The sequence below is a fragment of the Streptomyces sp. NPDC048504 genome (assembly GCF_043200035.1).
GTDB lineage: Bacteria > Actinomycetota > Actinomycetes > Streptomycetales > Streptomycetaceae > Streptomyces.
Genome location: NZ_JBICXA010000004.1, coordinates 155,419 through 173,283 on the forward strand (window position 1 = coordinate 155,419; position 17,865 = coordinate 173,283).

Here is a 17,865-nt window from a genome sequence, read left to right on the forward strand (position 1 = left end):
CTTCAGGTGCTGCCGATCGACGCACAACTCCCGTACGGAACAAGGGCATAGGCCGCTGAGCGAACGTTTCGGCCGGTCGGTCGCTCACACCCCGGCCGCGGTCGTGCTCGCCTGCCCGGCGAGCGCGGCCGCGGCCGCTCCCACCAGCCCGGCGTCCGTGCCCATCTGAGCCGGCGTCACCTTCAGCCGCTGCACGAAGGACAGCGTCGCGTAGTCGCTCAGCGCCTTGCGCAGCGGCGTGAAGAGCACGTCGCCCGCCTTGCCGACTCCCCCGCCGATCACGGCGATGTCGATCTCGACGAGGGTCGCGGTGGCCGCGATACCGGCGGCGAGGGCCTGCGCGGCCCGCTCGAAGGAGGCCACGGCGATCGGGTCACCGGCACGGGCGGCCGCGGCCACCGCGGCGGCGGAGGCATCGCCGTCGGGACCCGGCCGCCAGCCGCCCTCGACCGCCCGCCGGGCGATGTTGGGACCGCTCGCGATCCGCTCGACGCAGCCCCGCGAACCGCACGGGCAGGCGTCGCCGTCCAGGTCCACGCTGATGTGGCCGATGTGGCCCGCGTTGCCGGTCGGCCCGGGATGCAGCTGCCCGTTGAGGACGAGGCCGCCGCCGACTCCCGTGGAGACGACCATGCACAGCGCGTTGGCGTGCCCGCGCGCGGCGCCCTGCCAGTGCTCGGCCGCCGTGATCGCCACGCCGTCGCCGATCAGCGCGACGGGCAGGTCACCGGTCGCCGCACGCACCCGCTCGACCAGCGGATAGTCGCGCCAGCCGGGCACGTTGACCGGGCTCACGGTGCCGGCGGAGGCGTCCACGGGACCCGCGCTGCCGATGCCGAGGGCACTCGCGCGGGACCACGAGGGCGATGCGGTGAGCTCGGCGAGCACCTCCTCCACGGCTCGCATCACGGTGTCGCCGTCGTCCTGCGAGGGCGTCGGGCGCTGTGCTCGCACCAGGATCTTGCCGTGGCCGTCCACCAGCGCCCCGGCGATCTTGGTGCCGCCGATGTCGAGCGCGGCCACGAGGTCGGTGTGCATCAGTGTCAGATCTCCCCGTCAAACATGAGAACCACCAGAAGGTGAGTTGGGCCGGTCTCGCGGTGGGGGCGCAGGCCGGAGATATTCGGTGGACAGTCTCTCTCGCATATGACAACGTTGTCCAGGCTCTATGCTCGACGCCACATCCTCATACAAACCCATGGGCCTGTGCATCCCCCGTGGACGACAGGACAGGACAGCGCATCGTGCCAGAGACCGCCCGCCGCCCCGAGAACCGCTACGGCAACCGTCCGACCATGAAGGACGTGGCCGCACGCGCCGGTGTGGGCCTGAAAACGGTGTCGCGCGTGGTCAACGGCGAGCCGGGCGTCACCCCGGACACCGAGCGCCGGGTCCAGGAGGCCATCGACGCGCTCGGCTTCCGTCGCAACGACAGCGCCCGCGTCCTGCGCAAGGGCCGCACGGCCAGCATCGGCCTCGTCCTGGAGGACCTCGCCGACCCGTTCTACGGCCCCCTCAGCCGCGCCGTCGAAGAGGTCGCCCGCGCCCATGGTGCCCTGCTCATCAACGGTTCCAGCGCCGAAGACCCGGACCGCGAGCAGGAGTTGGTGCTCGCGCTGTGCGCCCGGCGCGTGGACGGCCTCGTGGTGATCCCGGCCGGGGACGACCACCGCTACCTGGAGCCGGAGATCAAGGCCGGCGTCGCGACCGTGTTCGTGGACCGTCCGGCCGGGAAGATCGACGCGGATGTCGTCCTGTCGGACAGCTACGGCGGCGCGCGCGACGGCGTCACCCACCTCATCTCCCACGGCCACCGGCGCATCGGCTTCATCGGCGACATGCCCCGCATCCACACGGCCGCCGAGCGACTGCGCGGCTACCGGGCCGCCATGGAGGACGCGGGGATACCGGTCGAGGACGCCTGGATGTCCCTCGGCGTGACCGACCCGGTCCGGGTGCGCCGAGCGGCCGAGGAGATGCTGACCGGCCCCTCCCCCGTCACCGCGATCTTCGCCGGCAACAACCGCGTGACGGTCACCGTCGTCCGCGTCCTCGCCGAACAGTCCCGCCGGATCGCCCTCGTCGGCTTCGACGACTTCGAACTCGCCGACCTCCTCCAGCCGGGCGTGACGGTCGTCGCCCAGGACGCGGCGACCCTCGGCCGCACGGCCGCCGACCGTCTCTTCCGCCAGCTGGACGGCACGCTGATCGCGCCGGAGCGGATCGAGTTGCCGACGAGGCTGATCACCCGGGGCTCGGGCGAGCTGCCGCCGTCGGACTGAGCGGCGGGTGGACCACCCTGCGGGCGACCGTACGTTGGAGGCGCTGGGCCTGGCCGGGGCGCCGCGCGAGGATCCCCTCAGCTACCCAGGTACGTGGCCCAAGGAGTCCGGACTCCTGGTCGGCGACCGTCTGTTGCCCCTCGACGACCACCTTCCGCACGCGAACCGCACCCCCGTCCTCGCCATCGGCTCCAACGCCTGCCCCGGCCAACTGCGGCACAAGATGGCCGAGTTCGGGATCACGTCTCCCGTCCCGATGCTGAAGGTACGGGTCACGGGTGTAGACGTCGGTGTCTCCGCGCATGTGAGCCGCGTGGGGTATGTGTCGGCATCGCCGGTCCACGCGCCCGGTGTCGTACGGGAGTTGTTCGTGACGTGGTTCGACGCGCGGCAGCTCGCGGTGGTGGACGCGAGCGAGAGGGCGTACGACCGGACGCGGTTGCCCGGGTCCGAGTGCCATATCGAGCTGGGCTCAGGCGAGTCGTTGCGGGGCGTGTGCGTCTACGTCAACCGGCACGGCGTCCTGCATGACGGCACGGGCGTGCCGCGCAGGCATCCGGGCGAGCGGACCCTGCTCACCGAACTGCTCAGCGGGTCACGGCAGTTGAGGGCGTTGTTCGGGCGCACACCGGAGGAGTTCTGCGAGCGGGCGCGCCGGGACCGGGAGTTGTGCGAGCGGGGTACGCGGCTGTTCCAGGAGGAGGGGCTGGTGACGGCGTCGGGTCTGGAACGGTGAGCGACAATTGCGCACCTCGTGCACGTCGTTGGGATCGCGTGCGCGTCGTCGGGATCGCGTGCGTGAGGTCGCGTCGGCGGGGCCGAGTACTTCAGCCGGCCCAGTGCCGGATCCAGGCCCCGATGAGGACGAGGCAGCCACCGAGGAAACCCAGCGCGGTCGCCAGGCGGAAGCGGGTCGTTGCGTTCCGAGGAGCCCTAGCCGCCTCCATCGGCTCGTCGGTCTGCTGGAGTGCGATGTAGTCGGCCGCGCCCACGGTCACGGCGCTCAGCGCCTCGGACGGCTCACCACCGGGGGCGCAGCGGAAGGACGTCGCCTCCCCCGGTTCCACCATGGCTGTCAGGGTCGGGCTGGAGCACCAGGCGATCCTCAGTTGCAGCCGATGAGGGCCGGCCGGCAGGTCGAAGCGCAAGGTCTGTCCGCGGCCGATCAGGCCGACCTGAGTGTCGTCGACGAACACCTTGTAGCGCCGGAACTGATCACGGCCACCGTCCGGTGCCCTGGACACCACGAGGGTGCCTTGCTTCCGCTGATCCGCGTCCGCGGACGGGACGTTGTCCACCACCGTCACCTCATGCGATCGATTCCGGGAATGCCGATGGTCCCGCGACGGGGACTTCAACAGACCGGCACCCCCGGCACCGGCTCGTCGTTGTCCCCGCCCTTGAGGTAGACGTCGCTGACATAGACGTTGGTGTTGCCGCTGTCGTCATCCGTCTTCGCCCACCAGGTGTTGGTCCACTGGCCGTACGTCTCACGGCGGCCCAGGTTCTCCTGGCAGAAGACATAGTTGGTACCCGCGCCGAGGACACCGACTTCGGTGCCGGACGCGGTGTAGGACTTGGCGCTGCGCCAGACCTGGCAGTTGTACTTGCCGCCGCCGATGGACTCGCAGGCGGAGACGGGGCTGGGGCTGGATCCGCCCGTCGCGGGGGCGCTGCCGCCGGTGTTTCCGCCGCCGGAGGACGTGGACTTGCTCGGGGCGACGGTGGGAGCCTGCCCCGGCGCCGTGCTCTTCCCCTTGCCGGTGTGCTGCCGCGTCGGCGCCTGGGTCCCGTCATCGCCCTGCCCGGTGGGCTCGGGGTCGGCCGAGGGGTGCGTGTCCTTACGTCCGTCGGGCGAGGCCGGGCCGGTACCGCCACCAGCACCGGCCGGCGGTGAGTCGCTGGGTTGCGAAGTGACCGTGGTGTCCCCGGAGTTGGCCATGCGGGCGACGACCACTCCGGCACCGGCGAGGACGGCGGCTACGACAGCGGCGGCCATCAGGATGCGGACCTTGCGGCGGGGCGTGGTCGGGTCGGCCATGGGCCCGGTGGGCGGGGACGACTGAGGTGCGGAGGCTACGAACGCGAGGGGAGGGCCGAAGCCTTGGGGCATGGGGGTGGCAGGGGACGCGGATGTGGGCGGGTGGGCGTGCGATGCGGGCCGCCCGGAGAAACCGGGCCCCTGCTCCCCTGATCCGGACGGTCCCGCCGCGGCAGCCCCGTATGCCGATGCTTCAAGTAGCCGCGGAGACCCGGGTGTTGACCCTCCCGGTCCAGACGGTGCCGTCGCGGCAGACCCGTACGCCAATGCTTCAAGTGGCCACGAAGGCACGGGGGTTGACCCTCCCCGTCCGGACCGCCCCGCCGCATCAGACCCGTACCCCGTTGTCTCAAGTGGCCCCGAAGACCCGGGGATCGGCCCTCCCGATCCGGACCGCCCCGAGGCACCGGAGCCGGTCTCCTCCGGCCCCGCCTGCTCAGACGAACCGCCGGTCTCCGGTCCACCGCCGCCGGCCGGCCCGTCCGCGCCGAACCCTTGCCCGGCTGGCGCCGCGTGCCGCACAGCCCCGAGACCCTGCCCGCTCTCCGTCGGCTCAGCGGAATCCGCTCCCAGGACCCCAGCCCCGGTATCGAGATCGGCTTCCCCCAGAGCCACCCCCGAAGCCCCAACACCCGCCGCCCGCACCCCCGTTGACTCCTCCGGTTCCGGAACCCCCGCTCCCGTCCCCGCACTCCCCCGCGCCCCCGCCGCTACGAACCCCGGCGGCACCGCAGGACCCCCGCCCCCGTTCCCCCGCAACACAGCCGTAGGCAAATCCACCCCCGGCGCGCCCGCGACCTCCTCCAACAAACCCCACGCCACATCCGCCCCGGGCCGCAACTCCGCCCGCTTCTCCATCAGTTGCCGCAGAACGGGCCCAAGTCGGCCCGCCCGCCGGGGTTCCGGCAGAGGCTCGGAGACGATCGCCGTGAGGGTGGAGTACGTGGACGTGCGGCGGAACGGGGACGCGCCCTCGACCGCCGCGTACAGCGTGGCGCCCAGGGCCCAGACGTCGGACGCCGGTCCGGGGTCCGCCCCCTGCGCCCGCTCGGGAGCCAAGTAGTCCAGGGAGCCGATGAGTTCGCCGCTGCGCGTGAGGTGCGTGGCGGAACCGTCGCCCGGGTCGTCCATCGTCGCGATGCCGAAGTCCGTGAGGACGACGCGTCCCGAGCGGTCCAACAGGATGTTCCCGGGCTTCACATCACGGTGCAGGACGCCCACGGCGTGCGCCGCGGTCAGCGCCTCCATCACCTTCGCGCCGATCCCGGCCGCCTCGCGCGGGTCGATCGGGCCGCGCTCGCCCAGCACGTCGTCCAGGGACGGGCCGTCGATCAACTCCATGACGATCAGCGGGCGTCCGTCGACCTCGGCGATGTCGTGCACGGCGACCACGCCGGGGTGGCGCACCCGCGCCGCCGCCCGCGCCTCGCGCTGCATCCGCAGGCGCAGGTCGGCCAGTTCGGGTCCGTGGGCGTCGGTGAAGGTGCGCAGTTCCTTGACGGCGACCTCACGGCCTAGGACCTCGTCCACGGCCCGCCAGACCACACCCATGCCGCCGCGCCCGAGTCGGGCCACGACGCGATAGCGCCCGGCCAGCAACCGGTCGACCCCGTCCACGCGCCCGCTCTTCCCCGAAGGCACCGCCGCTCCGTCCCTGTGGCACATCCATGAACGCCGTACAGCCTACGGGGCGGCAGTGACAACAGAAGCCGGCGCCAACACCTGTGACAGGTCCGCTACTTCGCGGACGCCGTGAGATCGCCCCGTCGCGGCGACGCGAAGCCCTCCAGGTCCATCCGGGTCAGTCCGGTCGCCCTGGCCACCTCGGCGATGTCGAGCGCGCCGCAGTCCAGGCCGCGCAGCAGATAACCGCTGAGGGCCTTGGCGGTGGCGGGCTCGTCCATGACGTCGCCGCCGGCGTGGTTGGCGTAGCGGGCGAGGCGCGCGGCGGCCTGTTCGAAGCCCTCGCGGTAGAAGGCGAAGACGGCCGCGTAGCGGGTGGGGATGTGGCCGGGGTGCATGTCCCAGCCCTGGTAGTACGCGCGGGACAACGCCCTCCGTGTGAGGCCGTAGTGCAGGCGCCAGGCGTCGTGGACCTTCGCCGTCGGGCCCACCGGCAGCACGTTCGTCGAGCCGTCCGAGACACGTACGCCCGTCCCCGCCGCGGCGACCTGCATGACCGCCTTGGCGTGGTCGGCGGCCGGGTGGTCGCTGGCCTGGTAGGCGGCGGAGACGCCGAGGCAGGCGCTGTAGTCGAAGGTGCCGTAGTGCAGGCCGGTGGCGCGGCCCTCGGCGGCCTGGATCATGCGGGCGACGGTGGCGGTGCCGTCGGTGGCGAGGATGGACTGGCTGGTCTCGATCTGGATCTCGAAGCCGATCCGGCCCGGCTCCAGCCCGCGCGCCCTCTCGAAGGCCTCCAGGAGGCGCACCATCGCGGTCACCTGCTCGGCGTACGTCACCTTGGGGAGCGTCAGGACCAGGCCGTCCGGCAGCCCTCCGGCCTCCATGAGCCCGGTCAGGAAGATGTCGAGGGTGCGGATGCCCCGGTCGCGCACCGGCGCCTCCATGCACTTCATCCGGATGCCCATGTACGGCGCCGCCGTGCCCTTCTCGTACGCCTCGGCGATCAGGCGGGCCGCGCGGGCGGCGGCCTCGTCCTCCTCGGCGTCGGGGCGGGGGCCGTAGCCGTCCTCGAAGTCGACGCGCAGGTCCTCGATGGGCTCGCGCTCCAACTTGGCCCGTACGCGCGCGTGGACGGGTTCGGCGAGGTCGTCGGAGAGTCCGAGGACGGCGGCGAAGGAGGCCGCGTCGGGGGCGTGTTCGTCGAGGGCGGCCAGCGCCCGGTCGCCCCAGGTGCGGATCGTGTCGGCGGCGAAGACGTCACCGGGGACGTAGACCGTGTGGACGGGCTGCCGGGTGCCGGGGTCGCCGGGGTAGCGGCGCTCCAGTTCGGCGTCGACCGGTGCCAGGGAGGCGCTGATCTCCTCGCTGATCGCACCCGCGAGGCTCGTCGCGACCTTCTCCTGCTCGCCCTGACCCATCCCACATCCTCCAGTTTTCCGCACTACGGAATCAACAATCCGTAGAGCGAAGTTATCCAGGGAGCTTCCCACCGGTCAACACCCTGTCCACGCCGTGAACCCGTCGCGTTCACTGCTGCCCCCAGGCCCTCTTCCGCCCGGCACCTCGCCCCTTCATCCTGACTCCCAAGGGGAGGGGACGCACATGTCGACTGTCAGGACGGTCACCCGGCGCGCGGGGCTGAGCACGCTGGTGGCGGCCGCCATCGCCCTGCCACTCATCGGAACCGCACGCTCCGCCTCCGCTCGGAAGGAGACCCGCCTGCTGGACGTCATGACGTTCAACCTGCGCTACGCCGACACCTCCGAGCCCAACAGCTGGAAGGTCCGCCGCCCGGTGATGCGTGACCTGCTGCTCCGCGCGGCCCCCGACATCATCGGCACCCAGGAGGGCCTCTACGCGCAGCTCCAGGACATCAAGCAGGACCTCGCGCCGCACTACGACTGGATCGGCGGCGGCCGAAAGGGCGGCAGCCACGACGAGGAGACGGCGATCTTCTACGACACCCGCCGCCTCGCCCCTGTCGAGTACGACCAGTTCTGGCTCTCCGACACGCCCGCCGTGATCGGGTCTAACACCTGGGGCGGCGCCCACCCGCGCATCGCCACCTGGATCCGCTTCCGCGATCTCGGGGACGACGGACGGGAGTTCTACGTCCTCAACACCCATCTGGACAACGCCAGTCAGTACGCACGCGAGCGGGCCGCCACGCTCATCGCCGAACGCCTCGCCCGCCTGGACGGCTCCCTGCCGCTCGTGGTGACCGGCGACTTCAACACCGCCGCGTACACCACTTCGGTCTACTCCACGATGCTGGGCGCGGGCGCGGGCCTCAGGGACACCTGGGACGCGGCGGCCGCGCGCGGGCAGCTCTACGGCAGCTTCCACGGTTACCGCGCGCTCGTGCCGGAAGGTCCCCGCATCGACTGGATCCTGGTCTCCCCGGGAGTCACCGTGCGCCGGACGGCCCTCAACACCTTCTCCGAGAACAGCCAGTTCCCGAGCGACCATCTGCCCGTCCAGTCGACCATCACCCTGGGGTGAACGAAGGCTCCCGCGACCACATGGGTCACGGGAGCCTCGTACAGCCCGAAAGGCATCAGCCAGGGGTCAGCCCTTGCGGGAGTTGACCTCTTCGGTGAGCTGCGGGACGACGTCGAAGAGGTCGCCGACGACGCCGTAGTCGACGAGGTCGAAGATGGGGGCCTCGGCGTCCTTGTTGACGGCGACGATCGTCTTCGAGGTCTGCATGCCCGCGCGGTGCTGGATCGCGCCGGAGATGCCGTTGGCGATGTAGAGCTGCGGGGAGACGCTCTTGCCGGTCTGGCCGACCTGGTTGGAGTGCGGGTACCAGCCGGCGTCCACGGCGGCGCGGGAGGCGCCGACGGCCGCGCCGAGGGAGTCGGCGAGGGCCTCGATGATCGCGAAGTTGTCCGCGCCGTTGACGCCACGGCCGCCGGAGACGACGATCGCGGCCTCGGTCAGCTCCGGGCGGCCGGTCGACTCGCGCGGGGTGCGCGCGGTGACCTTGGTGCCGGTGGCCTTGTCCGAGAAGGTGACCGCGAGGGCCTCGACGGTGCCGGCGGCCGGGGCGGCCTCCACAGCGGCCGAGTTCGGCTTCACGGTGATGACCGGGGTGCCCTTGGAGACACGGGTCTTGGTGGTGAAGGAGGCGGCGAACACCGACTGCGTGGCGACCGGGCCCTCGTCACCGGCCTCCAGGTCGGTGGCGTCGGTGATGATGCCGGAGCCGATACGCACGGCCAGCCGGGCGGCGATCTCCTTGCCCTCGGCGGACGACGGCACCAGGACGGCGGCCGGGGAGACGGCCTCGTAGGCGGCCTGGAGGGCGTCCACCTTGGGTACGACGAGGTAGTCGGCGTACTCGGCGGCGTCGTGCGTGAGCACCTTCACCGCGCCGTGCTCGGCGAGCGCGGCGGCGGTGTTCTCGGCACCGGAGCCGAGGGCGACCGCGACGGGCTCGCCGATGCGGCGGGCCAGGGTCAGCAGCTCCAGGGTGGGCTTGCGGACGGCGCCGTCCACGTGGTCGACGTAGACGAGAACTTCAGCCATGAGGTTGGTCTCCTGCGTGCTTGCGAAGTCTGAGGGGCGGTAAGCGAGTTGGGCCTTAGATGAACTTCTGGCCCGCGAGGAACTCGGCGAGCTGCCTGCCGCCCTCGCCCTCGTCCTTGACGATCGTGCCGGCGGTGCGCGCGGGGCGCTGGGCCGCGGAGTCGACGGCGGTCCAGGCGCCTTCGAGGCCGACCTCGTCGGTGTCGATCTCCAGGTCGGAGAGGTCCCAGGCCTGAACCGGCTTCTTCTTGGCGGCCATGATGCCCTTGAAGGACGGGTAACGCGCCTCGCCCGACTGGTCGGTGACCGACACGACGGCCGGCAGGGAGGCCTCCAGCTGCTCGCTGGCGGTGTCGCCGTCACGGCGGCCCTTGACGACGCCGTCCGCCACGGAGACCTCGGAGAGCAGCGTGACCTGCGGGACGCCCAGGCGCTCGGCCAGCAGGGCGGGGATCACACCGGCGGTGCCGTCGGTGGACGCCATGCCGGAGACGACCAGGTCGAAGCCGGCCTTCTCGATCGCCTTGGCGAGCACCAGGGAGGTGCCGATGGCGTCGGTGCCGTGCAGGTCGTCGTCCTCGACGTGGATCGCCTTGTCGGCGCCCATCGACAGCGCCTTGCGCAGGGCGTCCTTGGCGTCCTCCGGGCCCACGGTCAGGACGGTGATCTCCACGTCGTCGTCCGAGTTCTCGGAGATCTGCAGCGCCTGCTCGACCGCGTACTCGTCGAGCTCGGAGAGCAGACCGTCCACGTCGTCCCGGTCGACGGTCAGGTCATCGGCGAAGTGCCGGTCGCCAGTGGCGTCGGGCACGTACTTCACAGTGACAACGATCCTCAAGCTCACGCCGGCTCTCCTACTGCATCGTCATTTTCGGCTGCCTACTTCCAGGCAGCATAGGCGCCCTGAACGGCCGTTCCCGGTGGGGGCGACCGGTGCTCCGAGCGAAATATTACTCGCCAGTACGCACTCCTACGCTCCCCCAAGGGGTGCCCGCTAAGCAAGCGCTTTGAACTGTGACCTGTGCAACGCAGCGTAATCGGAACTCGACGCTTCCGCAGGGTGGCCCGTCACCCACCCGGAGTGGCCTCAGTCACGCAGCCCGTTGAAGCGCCCCTGGTGGTAGAGGAGCGGGCGGCCGGAGCCCGCGTGGTCGCCGAGGACGACCTCGGCCAGCACGATGCGGTGCTCCCCCGCGGGCACGCGCGCGACGACCCGGCACACCAGCCAGGCGAGCACACCGTCGAGGACCGGGACGCCCTCGGGACCCTCGCGCCAGACGGTGGGCGCCCCGAACCGGTCGGCGCCGCTGCGGGCGAAGGTGGCGGCCAACTGCTCCTGGTGCTCGCCGAGTATGTGCACACCGACATGGTCGGCCGCGGATATCGCGGGCCAGCTGGAGGCGCCGGTACTGATCCCGAAGGACAGCATCGGGGGCTGCGCGGAGACGGAGCTGAGCGAGGTGGCGGTGAAGCCGACCGGGCCGTTCTCACCGCGCGCGGTGATCACCGCCACACCGGCCGCGTGCTGCCGGAAGACGGAACGCAGCAGGTCGGGAGAGGCGTGCTGATGGTTACGGGTGCCGAGGTCGGGCGTCGCCGTCATGGAACTGTCCTTCTGCCGAGGGGACGAGCGGGGTCCGTGGCTGCTCAACAGCCCGGACAGCGCGCGCTCGTGGTGCGGGCCAGGTCGACGTGCACCCGCCCGTAGAGAAGGAGTTCCGAAGGCATACGGTCAGGCTGACGATAGGTGGTGCGCACAGTCAAGTACGTTCCGGCATATGGGAGATGACTCACCGTCGTCCTCACGACCGTCAGACCGCCTCCCCCAGAGCCGCGATGACATCCGCCTTGCGGGGGAGGCCGGTGGCGCGCCGTACGACCCGCCCGTCGGCGTCGAGGACCAGCACGGTGGGGGTCTTCAGGATGTCGAGTTCCCGTACGAGGTCCAGATGGTCCTCGGCGTCGATCTCGATGTGGCTCACCCCGGGGACCATGCCGGCCACCTCGCCCAGCACCCGGCGCGTGGCCCGGCAGGGCGCGCAGAAGGCGCTGGAGAACTGCACCAGGGTGGCCTTCTCGCCGAGGTCGCCGCCCAGCTCGGTGGCGCCGAGCCGTTTTCCACCGTCGCGCCCACGCACGCGTACTCTCCCGCTCCGCCGCCGATGCAGCACTCCGTAGGCGCTCGCCGCCGCGAGCACCACCACGCACACCACAAGTCCGCTCATCGGCCCTTCCAGCGTTCACGAGACTGCAAAGATTCCCGGCACCCCTAATCCTTTCCCTTGCGGAATCCTTGATTCATGGACATCGACGTAAGAGGACCGCGCTTCGGAGCGGCCCTGACGACCGTGGTGCTGGCGGTCGTGCTGATCACCGGCAGCTTCTGGCTGCTGGCCTGGCAGACCCTGGCGTTCGCGCTGGGCGCGGCGGGCGGCGTGGGCCGTTCGCCGTACGGCTGGCTGTTCCGGAAGGCCGTACGGCTGCGGATCGGGCCGCCGACCGAGTTCGAGTCGCCGGAGCCGCCGCGGTTCGCACAGGCGGTCGGGCTGGTCTTCGCCGGGGTGGGACTGGTCGGTTTCGGCCTGGGTCCCGACTGGCTGGGGCTCGCGGCGACCGGGGCCGCGCTGGCGGCCGCGTTCCTCAATGCCGCGTTCGGGTACTGCCTCGGATGCGAGATGTACCTGCTCGTGCGTCGAGTGACAGTTCGCGCACAGTAAAGGAAACTTAAAAGGCCGAGGTGGATCAAGTGATGGAAGTGACGAGGATCTCGCCGTTCTGCGGCACGAGGACTGGCCACTCGTCCGTTCTTGGGGCACGATCTGCGCAATGCCGTAAACCTACGGCTGCGTAACTTTCCCGCCCGGAGAACCCCTTCCAGGCAGAGAGAAGGGTCCACCCCGTCCATGGCTGAGCTTGTCTACCGCCCCGTCATCGGTCTCGCCCAAACGCTGTTCAAGGCCTGGGACCTCAAGATCGACTGCAAGGGGTCGGAGAACATTCCGCGCTCGGGCGGCGCCGTGCTGGTCAGCAACCACATCAGCTACCTGGACTTCATCTTCGACGGTCTGGCCGCCCTGCCGCAGAAGCGCCTCGTGCGCTTCATGGCGAAGGAGTCGGTGTTCCGGCACAAGATCTCCGGTCCGCTGATGCGCGGCATGAAGCACATCCCGGTGGACCGCAAGCAGGGCGAGACGGCCTATCAGCACGCGCTGGAGTCGCTGCGCTCCGGCGAGATCGTCGGCGTCTTCCCCGAGGCGACGATCTCCCAGTCCTTCACCCTGAAGAGCTTCAAGTCGGGTGCCGCGCGCATGGCCCAGGAGGCCGGCGTCCCGCTGATCCCGATGGCGCTGTGGGGCACTCAGCGCCTGTGGACCAAGGGGCACCCGAAGAACTTCAAGCGCAGCCACACCCCGATCACCATCCGGGTCGGCGAGCCGGTGGAGGCCCCGCAGGACCAGTACGCGGGCGCGATCACCCGCCGCCTGCGCGAGCGCATCCAGGAACTCCTCGAAGCCGCCCAACGCGCTTATCCGGTACGGCCGAACGGCCCGGACGACACCTGGTGGATGCCGGCCCACCTCGGCGGCACGGCACCGACCCCCGAAGAGGTCAAGGCGGCGGAGGCCCAGGCCCGCTGAATCGTCACGCCGGGGCGTGGACGGTGATCCGCGCCCCGGGGCTGAACTTCTCCAGCAGTTCGGCCAGTTCGGCGCCGGCGCGCTCGACCTCGGCGACGGGCATCGGCGCCAGACTCTCCAACAGGAAGACGGCGGAGGTCGTTTCCTCCGTGAGCCTGGTGCGCGGCCCCTGTCGCCAGTTCCAGCGGCGGCACGTGACACCGGCCGCGTCGCACCACACCACCTCGCCCGCGTCGGGATGTTCGACGACCTCCTCGCCGCCCGCGACGGTCACGAACTCCTCGTCCCCGACGGCCCGTTGGAGGGTCATCGCACCCTGGATGCGGTCGGTGTCCTCACCGCCCACGGGGATCAAGTGGGCGACGCTGATGGCGTTGTAGAGGTCGACCAGCACATTGATCCGGGGCAACCCGCCATCGGAAAGCGCCCTCCTGGCCAGCGCCTCCGCCGAGTTACGGGTCCGCGACGGCTTCGACCCGAACGCCGTGTACACCTCCCGCCAGGCCACCATGTGCGGGTCCTCGTGCGGGGCACGCCCGTCCAGTCGTACGGCGAGACGGCGGGCCGCGTCGTCGAGGAGCGCCGAACTCGCTTCGGTGCTCGGCCCGTTGACAAGTCCATGGGCCTCGATGGCGACATGGGTGAACCCGGGCGCGAGGGCGCGGACTTCGTCGGACACGGTCAGCGTGAGCGTCATGAGGTGCCTCAGAGTGCGGTCGGGAGTGTCTGCCACAGGTGCGGCCGGTCGGAGGCGGCCTTGAGGGCGCTCAGCACGACCGGGTGTGGTTCAGCGTACAGGACCGGATAGTCCAGCTCATTGAACTCAGGATCGGGTACGAAGGCCAGCCGCTCCCCGTCGAGCGAGAACTGCGCGTCCACGCCCGGCTTGTTGCCGCGCGGGTCCTGCCGATGCCAGGCCCCGTTGAACCGCACGGCGACCAACCCGTGCACCACGTCGAACTTCTGGTAACAGAGCGCCGTAGGAATGTCCTCGGCCCGCAGCAACGCGGCCAGCGCGTGCGCCTTGGCATAGCAGATGCCGGTGCCCTGCTCCAGGACGTCGGAGGCCCGCCAGGTGACGCGCGGGTCGCCGGAGTCCTGCGAGTGGAAAATGTCGTCCCGCACGAACTCGAACGCCAGCCGTGCATAGCCATACGAGTCCGCGGCACTCCTGGCGAGACGCGCGGCCGTCTCCCGTACGAGGGGATGGTCGTGGTCGATGACCTCGTCGGCGGCCAAGTACGCGGACAGGTCGGGGGTGTTCTGGATCAGCTCCATGGCTGCAGAGCATAGGAAAGCGATCACCCGAGAGTCAATGACTTTTCAGGTGACCGCATATCTATGCACAACACAACCCGACTCCGAGCCGGGAGGCCTAGCGGGCCATCTCCTCCTTGAGCGCCGCCACGAACGCGTCCACGTCGTCCTCGGTCGTGTCGAAGCCGCACATCCAGCGGACGTCGCCGGCGGCCTCGTCCCAGAAGTAGAAGCGGAAGCGCTTCTGAAGACGCTCGCTCACGTCGTGCGGAAGGCGGGCGAAAACACCGTTGGCCTGCACCGGGTAGAGGATCTCCACGCCGTGCACCGCCCGGACACCCTCGGCGAGGCGCTGGGCCATCTCGTTGGCGTGGCGGGCGTTGCGCAGCCACAGGTCCTTGGCGAGCAGCGCCTCCAACTGCACTGATACGAAGCGCATCTTGGAGGCGAGCTGCATGGACAGCTTGCGCAGGTGCTTCATGTGGCTGACGGCGTCCTGGTTGATGACGACGACCGCCTCGCCGAAGATCGCGCCGTTCTTCGTCCCACCCAGCGAGAGGATGTCGACGCCCACCGCGTTGGTGAACGTCCGCATCGGGACGTTCAGGGAAGCGGCCGCGTTGGCTATCCGGGAACCGTCGAGGTGGACCTTCATGCCGTGGGCGTGGGCGTGGTCGCAGATCGCGCGGATCTCGTCGGGCGTGTAGAGGGTGCCGAGTTCGGTGCTCTGGGTGATCGAGACGACCTGCGGCATAGCGCGGTGCTCGTCGTCCCAGCCGTAGGCCTGCCGGTCGATCAGTTCGGGGGTGAGCTTGCCGTCGGGGGTGGGGACCGTGAGGAGTTTCAGGCCGCCCATGCGCTCGGGGGCGCCGCCCTCGTCGACGTTGATGTGCGCGCTCTCGGCGCAGATCACCGCGCCCCAGCGGTCGGTGACCGCCTGGAGCGCGACGACGTTCGCGCCGGTGCCGTTGAAGACCGGGAAGGCCTCCGCCGTGGCGCCGAAGTGGCTGCGGATGATGCCTTGGAGGTGGTCGGTGTAGTCGTCCTCGCCGTACGCGACCTGGTGGCCGCCGTTGGCGAGGGCGAGGGCGGCGAGGACCTCGGGGTGGGCGCCGGCGTAGTTGTCGCTGGCGAAGCCGCGGATCTCCGGGTCGTGGTGGCGACGGGCGTCGGTCTTCGGAGGGTTCACGGCTTCTCGGTCAGCCACAGACGGTTTCCGTTCACTTCGGTGGCGGGCTTGTCCCAGACTCCGGCGATGGCCTCGGCGAGGTCCTTGACGTCGGTGAAGCCCGCGAACTTCGCGTTGGGGCGCTCGGCACGCATCGCGTCGTGCACAAGCGCCTTCACCACCATCACGGCGGCGGCGGAGGTAGGCCCGTCCTCGCCGCCGGCCTTGCGGTAGCCGTCGGCCATGGCGAGGGTCCAGGCCTCGGCGGCGGCCTTGGAGGCGGAGTACGCCGCGTTGCCCGCGGTGGGCTTGCTCGCGCCCGCCGCGCTGATCAGCAGATAGCGCCCGCGGTCGCTGCGCTCCAGGCCGTCGTAGAAGGCCAGGGAGGTGTGCTGGACGGTGCGGATGAGCAGCTTCTCCAGCAGGTCCCAGTCGGCGAGGTCGGTGTCGGCGAAGGACGCGCTGCCGCGCCAGCCGCCGACGAGGTGGACCAGGCCGTCGACGCGGCCGAAGTCCTTCTCGATGTGTTCGGCCCAGTCGCGGGTCGCCTGCGGGTCGAGCAGGTCGACGGTGTCCCCGACGACGGTCGCGCCGCCGTGCGCGTAGCGGGCCGCGTCCACGGCCTCCGCCAGGCGTTCGGGATGCGCGTCCGCGCCGACGACGGTCGCGCCGGCCTCGGCCAGCCGCAGCAGCACGGCCCGGCCCGCGGGCCCGCCCGCTCCGGCCACCGCGATCACCGCGCCGTTGAGCGCCCCGTTCCCCATGGTCCTCGCCTCCTGAGCCAGTTCTGTGGTGCGGCCGCTCACGCGGCGATCCGCTCGGCGCTCTCCGCCGTGATGCCCCGGGTCGACGCGATCACGTTCTTCAGCTTCTTGGAGAGTGCCTCATAGAACATGCTCAGCGGAAACTCGTCCGGAAGCACGTCATCCACGAGTTTCCGCGGCGGCAGGCTCAGGTCCAGGGCGTCCGGGCCCTTGGCCCAGCGGGAGCCCGGGTGCGGGGCGAGGTAGGTCGCGACCAGCTCGTAGGCCTTGAACCAGTGGACGAGCTTGGGGCGGTCGATGCCCGCGCGGTAGAGGTCCTCGATCTCGGCGCACAGCTGGTTGGTGACCTCGGGGGCGCGCTGCCAGTCGATGTGCAGCTTGTTGTCGGTCCAGCGGACGACGTCGTGCTTGTGCAGGTAGGCGAAGAGGAGCTGGCCGCCGAGACCGTCGTAGTTGCGCACGCGCTCGCCGGTGACCGGGAAGCGGAACATGCGGTCGCAGAGGACCGCGTACTGCACGTCACGCGCCTGCGAGACGCCGTCGGCCTCCAGCTTCACGGCCTCCTTGAAGGCGGTGAGGTCGCAGCGCAACTCCTCCAGGCCGTACATCCAGAACGGCTGGCGCTGCTTGATCATGAACGGGTCGAAGGGCAGGTCGCCGTGGCTGTGGGTGCGGTCGTGGACCATGTCCCACAGGACGAAGGCCTCCTCGCAGCGCTTCTGGTCGTCGACCATCGTGGCGACGTCCTCGGGCAGTCGCATGCCCAGGATGTCGACGGCGGCCTCGGTGACCCGGCGGAAGCGGGCGGCCTCGCGGTCGCAGAAGATGCCGCCCCAGGAGAACCGTTCCGGCGCCTGCCGTACGGCGATGGTCTCCGGGAAGAGCACGGCCGAGTTGGTGTCGTAGCCGGAGGTGAAGTCCTCGAAGGTGATGCCGCAGAACAGCGGGTTGTCGTAGCGGGTAGCCTCCAGCTCGGCCAGCCAGTCTGGCCAGACCATGCGCAGCACGACCGCCTCGAAGTTGCGGTCCGGGTTGCCGTTCTGCGTGTACATCGGGAAGACGACCAGGTGCTGGAGTCCGTCCCGGCGGTTCGCGGCGGGCTGGAAAGCCAGCAGCGAGTCGAGGAAGTCGGGCACCGGGAAATCGGCGGCGGCCCATTCCGCGAGATCCCTGACGAGCGCCGCGTGATAGGCCGCGTCATGCGGGAGCAACGGGGAAAGCTCCTCCACAGCGCCGATCACCTGGTGCATGGCGGAGTCGACGTCCGCACGGTCCGGCGCGCCCTCGGCCTCGAAGTCGATCGAGCCGTCCTTCGACTGCCATGGCCGGATCCGCTCCACGGCATCCTTGAGCACGGGCCATGCCGGATGCTCCACCACCCTGGCCGCGGGACGAACCCGCTCCTCAGAACCCACCTGCACAAGAATTTCCGTCATGTCCCATCCTCCACGGGAGAACCTCGCGTATGGACACCGTATGCGTTCGCGGTTTCTCCCAGCAAGTGAGCGATCCGCAAATTATCCTGCGCGACCCGGACCGTCACCGCCCTTTTTCCTGCCAG

Annotated in this window: 18 protein-coding genes; 5 read left to right on the top strand and 13 right to left on the bottom strand. The window is 70.4% G+C overall.

What is annotated here, in order from left to right:
* Nucleotides 1–84 precede the first annotated feature (84 nt).
* Entirely contained in the window at nucleotides 85–1,038 is a 954-nt protein-coding gene (locus ACGFY9_RS11610) for an ROK family protein (protein ID WP_393753533.1), read from the bottom strand.
* A gap of 179 nt (nucleotides 1,039–1,217) precedes the next feature.
* On the opposite strand from ACGFY9_RS11610, the gene ACGFY9_RS11615 reads away from it, so the two are divergent.
* Complete coding sequence (locus ACGFY9_RS11615; protein WP_366094364.1) at nucleotides 1,218–2,282, top strand: LacI family DNA-binding transcriptional regulator; 1,065 nt, start codon at nucleotides 1,218–1,220, stop codon at nucleotides 2,280–2,282.
* 7 nt (nucleotides 2,283–2,289) lie between these two features.
* A complete protein-coding gene (locus ACGFY9_RS11620; RefSeq protein ID WP_393753534.1) occupies nucleotides 2,290–3,018 on the top strand; it encodes a hypothetical protein in 729 nt (242 codons plus the stop codon).
* Nucleotides 3,019–3,109: 91 nt separating this feature from the next.
* On the opposite strand, the gene ACGFY9_RS11625 is transcribed toward ACGFY9_RS11620, so the two are convergent.
* From ACGFY9_RS11625 to ACGFY9_RS11635, 3 genes are all read right to left on the bottom strand, one after another.
* The gene (locus tag ACGFY9_RS11625) at nucleotides 3,110–3,580 is read right to left on the bottom strand and encodes a hypothetical protein (protein ID WP_393753535.1); all 471 of its coding nucleotides are present in this window, start codon (nucleotides 3,578–3,580) and stop codon (nucleotides 3,110–3,112) included.
* Nucleotides 3,581–3,636: 56 nt separating this feature from the next.
* The gene (locus ACGFY9_RS11630) at nucleotides 3,637–5,964 is read right to left on the bottom strand and encodes a protein kinase (RefSeq protein WP_393753536.1); all 2,328 of its coding nucleotides are present in this window, start codon (nucleotides 5,962–5,964) and stop codon (nucleotides 3,637–3,639) included.
* A gap of 95 nt (nucleotides 5,965–6,059) precedes the next feature.
* Nucleotides 6,060–7,364 (bottom strand): DUF6986 family protein, encoded by a 1,305-nt coding sequence (locus ACGFY9_RS11635; RefSeq protein ID WP_393753537.1) that lies wholly within the window; start codon nucleotides 7,362–7,364, stop codon nucleotides 6,060–6,062.
* A gap of 184 nt (nucleotides 7,365–7,548) precedes the next feature.
* Between ACGFY9_RS11635 and ACGFY9_RS11640 the strand changes: the two genes are divergently transcribed.
* Entirely contained in the window at nucleotides 7,549–8,448 is a 900-nt protein-coding gene (locus ACGFY9_RS11640) for an endonuclease/exonuclease/phosphatase family protein (protein WP_393753538.1), read from the top strand.
* Nucleotides 8,449–8,514: 66 nt separating this feature from the next.
* Here ACGFY9_RS11640 and ACGFY9_RS11645 read toward each other — a convergent pair whose 3' ends face one another.
* From ACGFY9_RS11645 to ACGFY9_RS11660, 4 genes are all read right to left on the bottom strand, one after another.
* Nucleotides 8,515–9,477 (bottom strand): electron transfer flavoprotein subunit alpha/FixB family protein, encoded by a 963-nt coding sequence (locus tag ACGFY9_RS11645; RefSeq protein ID WP_266868341.1) that lies wholly within the window; start codon nucleotides 9,475–9,477, stop codon nucleotides 8,515–8,517.
* A gap of 55 nt (nucleotides 9,478–9,532) precedes the next feature.
* Nucleotides 9,533–10,321, bottom strand: a complete 789-nt coding sequence (locus tag ACGFY9_RS11650) for an electron transfer flavoprotein subunit beta/FixA family protein (protein WP_393753539.1) — start codon at nucleotides 10,319–10,321, stop codon at nucleotides 9,533–9,535.
* 243 nt (nucleotides 10,322–10,564) lie between these two features.
* Entirely contained in the window at nucleotides 10,565–11,080 is a 516-nt protein-coding gene (locus ACGFY9_RS11655; protein WP_393753540.1) for a flavin reductase family protein, read from the bottom strand.
* A gap of 208 nt (nucleotides 11,081–11,288) precedes the next feature.
* Nucleotides 11,289–11,702, bottom strand: a complete 414-nt coding sequence (locus tag ACGFY9_RS11660) for a TlpA family protein disulfide reductase (protein WP_393753541.1) — start codon at nucleotides 11,700–11,702, stop codon at nucleotides 11,289–11,291.
* A 75-nt stretch (nucleotides 11,703–11,777) separates the two neighbouring features.
* Here ACGFY9_RS11660 and ACGFY9_RS11665 point away from each other — a divergent pair, with 75 nt between their 5' ends.
* Together ACGFY9_RS11665 and ACGFY9_RS11670 are read left to right on the top strand one after the other, a co-directional pair.
* Nucleotides 11,778–12,194, top strand: a complete 417-nt coding sequence (locus tag ACGFY9_RS11665) for a DUF4395 domain-containing protein (RefSeq protein WP_393753542.1) — start codon at nucleotides 11,778–11,780, stop codon at nucleotides 12,192–12,194.
* Nucleotides 12,195–12,380: 186 nt separating this feature from the next.
* Entirely contained in the window at nucleotides 12,381–13,115 is a 735-nt protein-coding gene (locus ACGFY9_RS11670) for a lysophospholipid acyltransferase family protein (RefSeq protein ID WP_393753543.1), read from the top strand.
* Between the two features lie 4 nt (nucleotides 13,116–13,119).
* On the opposite strand, the gene ACGFY9_RS11675 is transcribed toward ACGFY9_RS11670, so the two are convergent.
* The 5 genes from ACGFY9_RS11675 to ACGFY9_RS11695 all read right to left on the bottom strand — a co-directional run bounded on the left by ACGFY9_RS11675 (nucleotide 13,120) and on the right by ACGFY9_RS11695 (nucleotide 17,740).
* Nucleotides 13,120–13,812 (bottom strand): B3/4 domain-containing protein, encoded by a 693-nt coding sequence (locus tag ACGFY9_RS11675; RefSeq protein ID WP_393753544.1) that lies wholly within the window; start codon nucleotides 13,810–13,812, stop codon nucleotides 13,120–13,122.
* Between the two features lie 8 nt (nucleotides 13,813–13,820).
* The gene (locus ACGFY9_RS11680) at nucleotides 13,821–14,393 is read right to left on the bottom strand and encodes a transglutaminase domain-containing protein (protein WP_393753545.1); all 573 of its coding nucleotides are present in this window, start codon (nucleotides 14,391–14,393) and stop codon (nucleotides 13,821–13,823) included.
* A 97-nt stretch (nucleotides 14,394–14,490) separates the two neighbouring features.
* Nucleotides 14,491–15,561: a threonine aldolase family protein gene (locus tag ACGFY9_RS11685; RefSeq protein WP_393753546.1), complete on the bottom strand. Its 1,071-nt coding sequence runs from the start codon at nucleotides 15,559–15,561 to the stop codon at nucleotides 14,491–14,493.
* Complete coding sequence (locus ACGFY9_RS11690) at nucleotides 15,558–16,304, bottom strand: SDR family NAD(P)-dependent oxidoreductase (RefSeq protein ID WP_393753547.1); 747 nt, start codon at nucleotides 16,302–16,304, stop codon at nucleotides 15,558–15,560. Before ACGFY9_RS11690 ends, ACGFY9_RS11685 begins: the two co-directional genes overlap by 4 nt.
* Nucleotides 16,305–16,342: 38 nt before the next feature.
* Nucleotides 16,343–17,740: a DUF6421 family protein gene (locus tag ACGFY9_RS11695; RefSeq protein ID WP_393753548.1), complete on the bottom strand. Its 1,398-nt coding sequence runs from the start codon at nucleotides 17,738–17,740 to the stop codon at nucleotides 16,343–16,345.
* Nucleotides 17,741–17,865 lie beyond the last annotated feature (125 nt).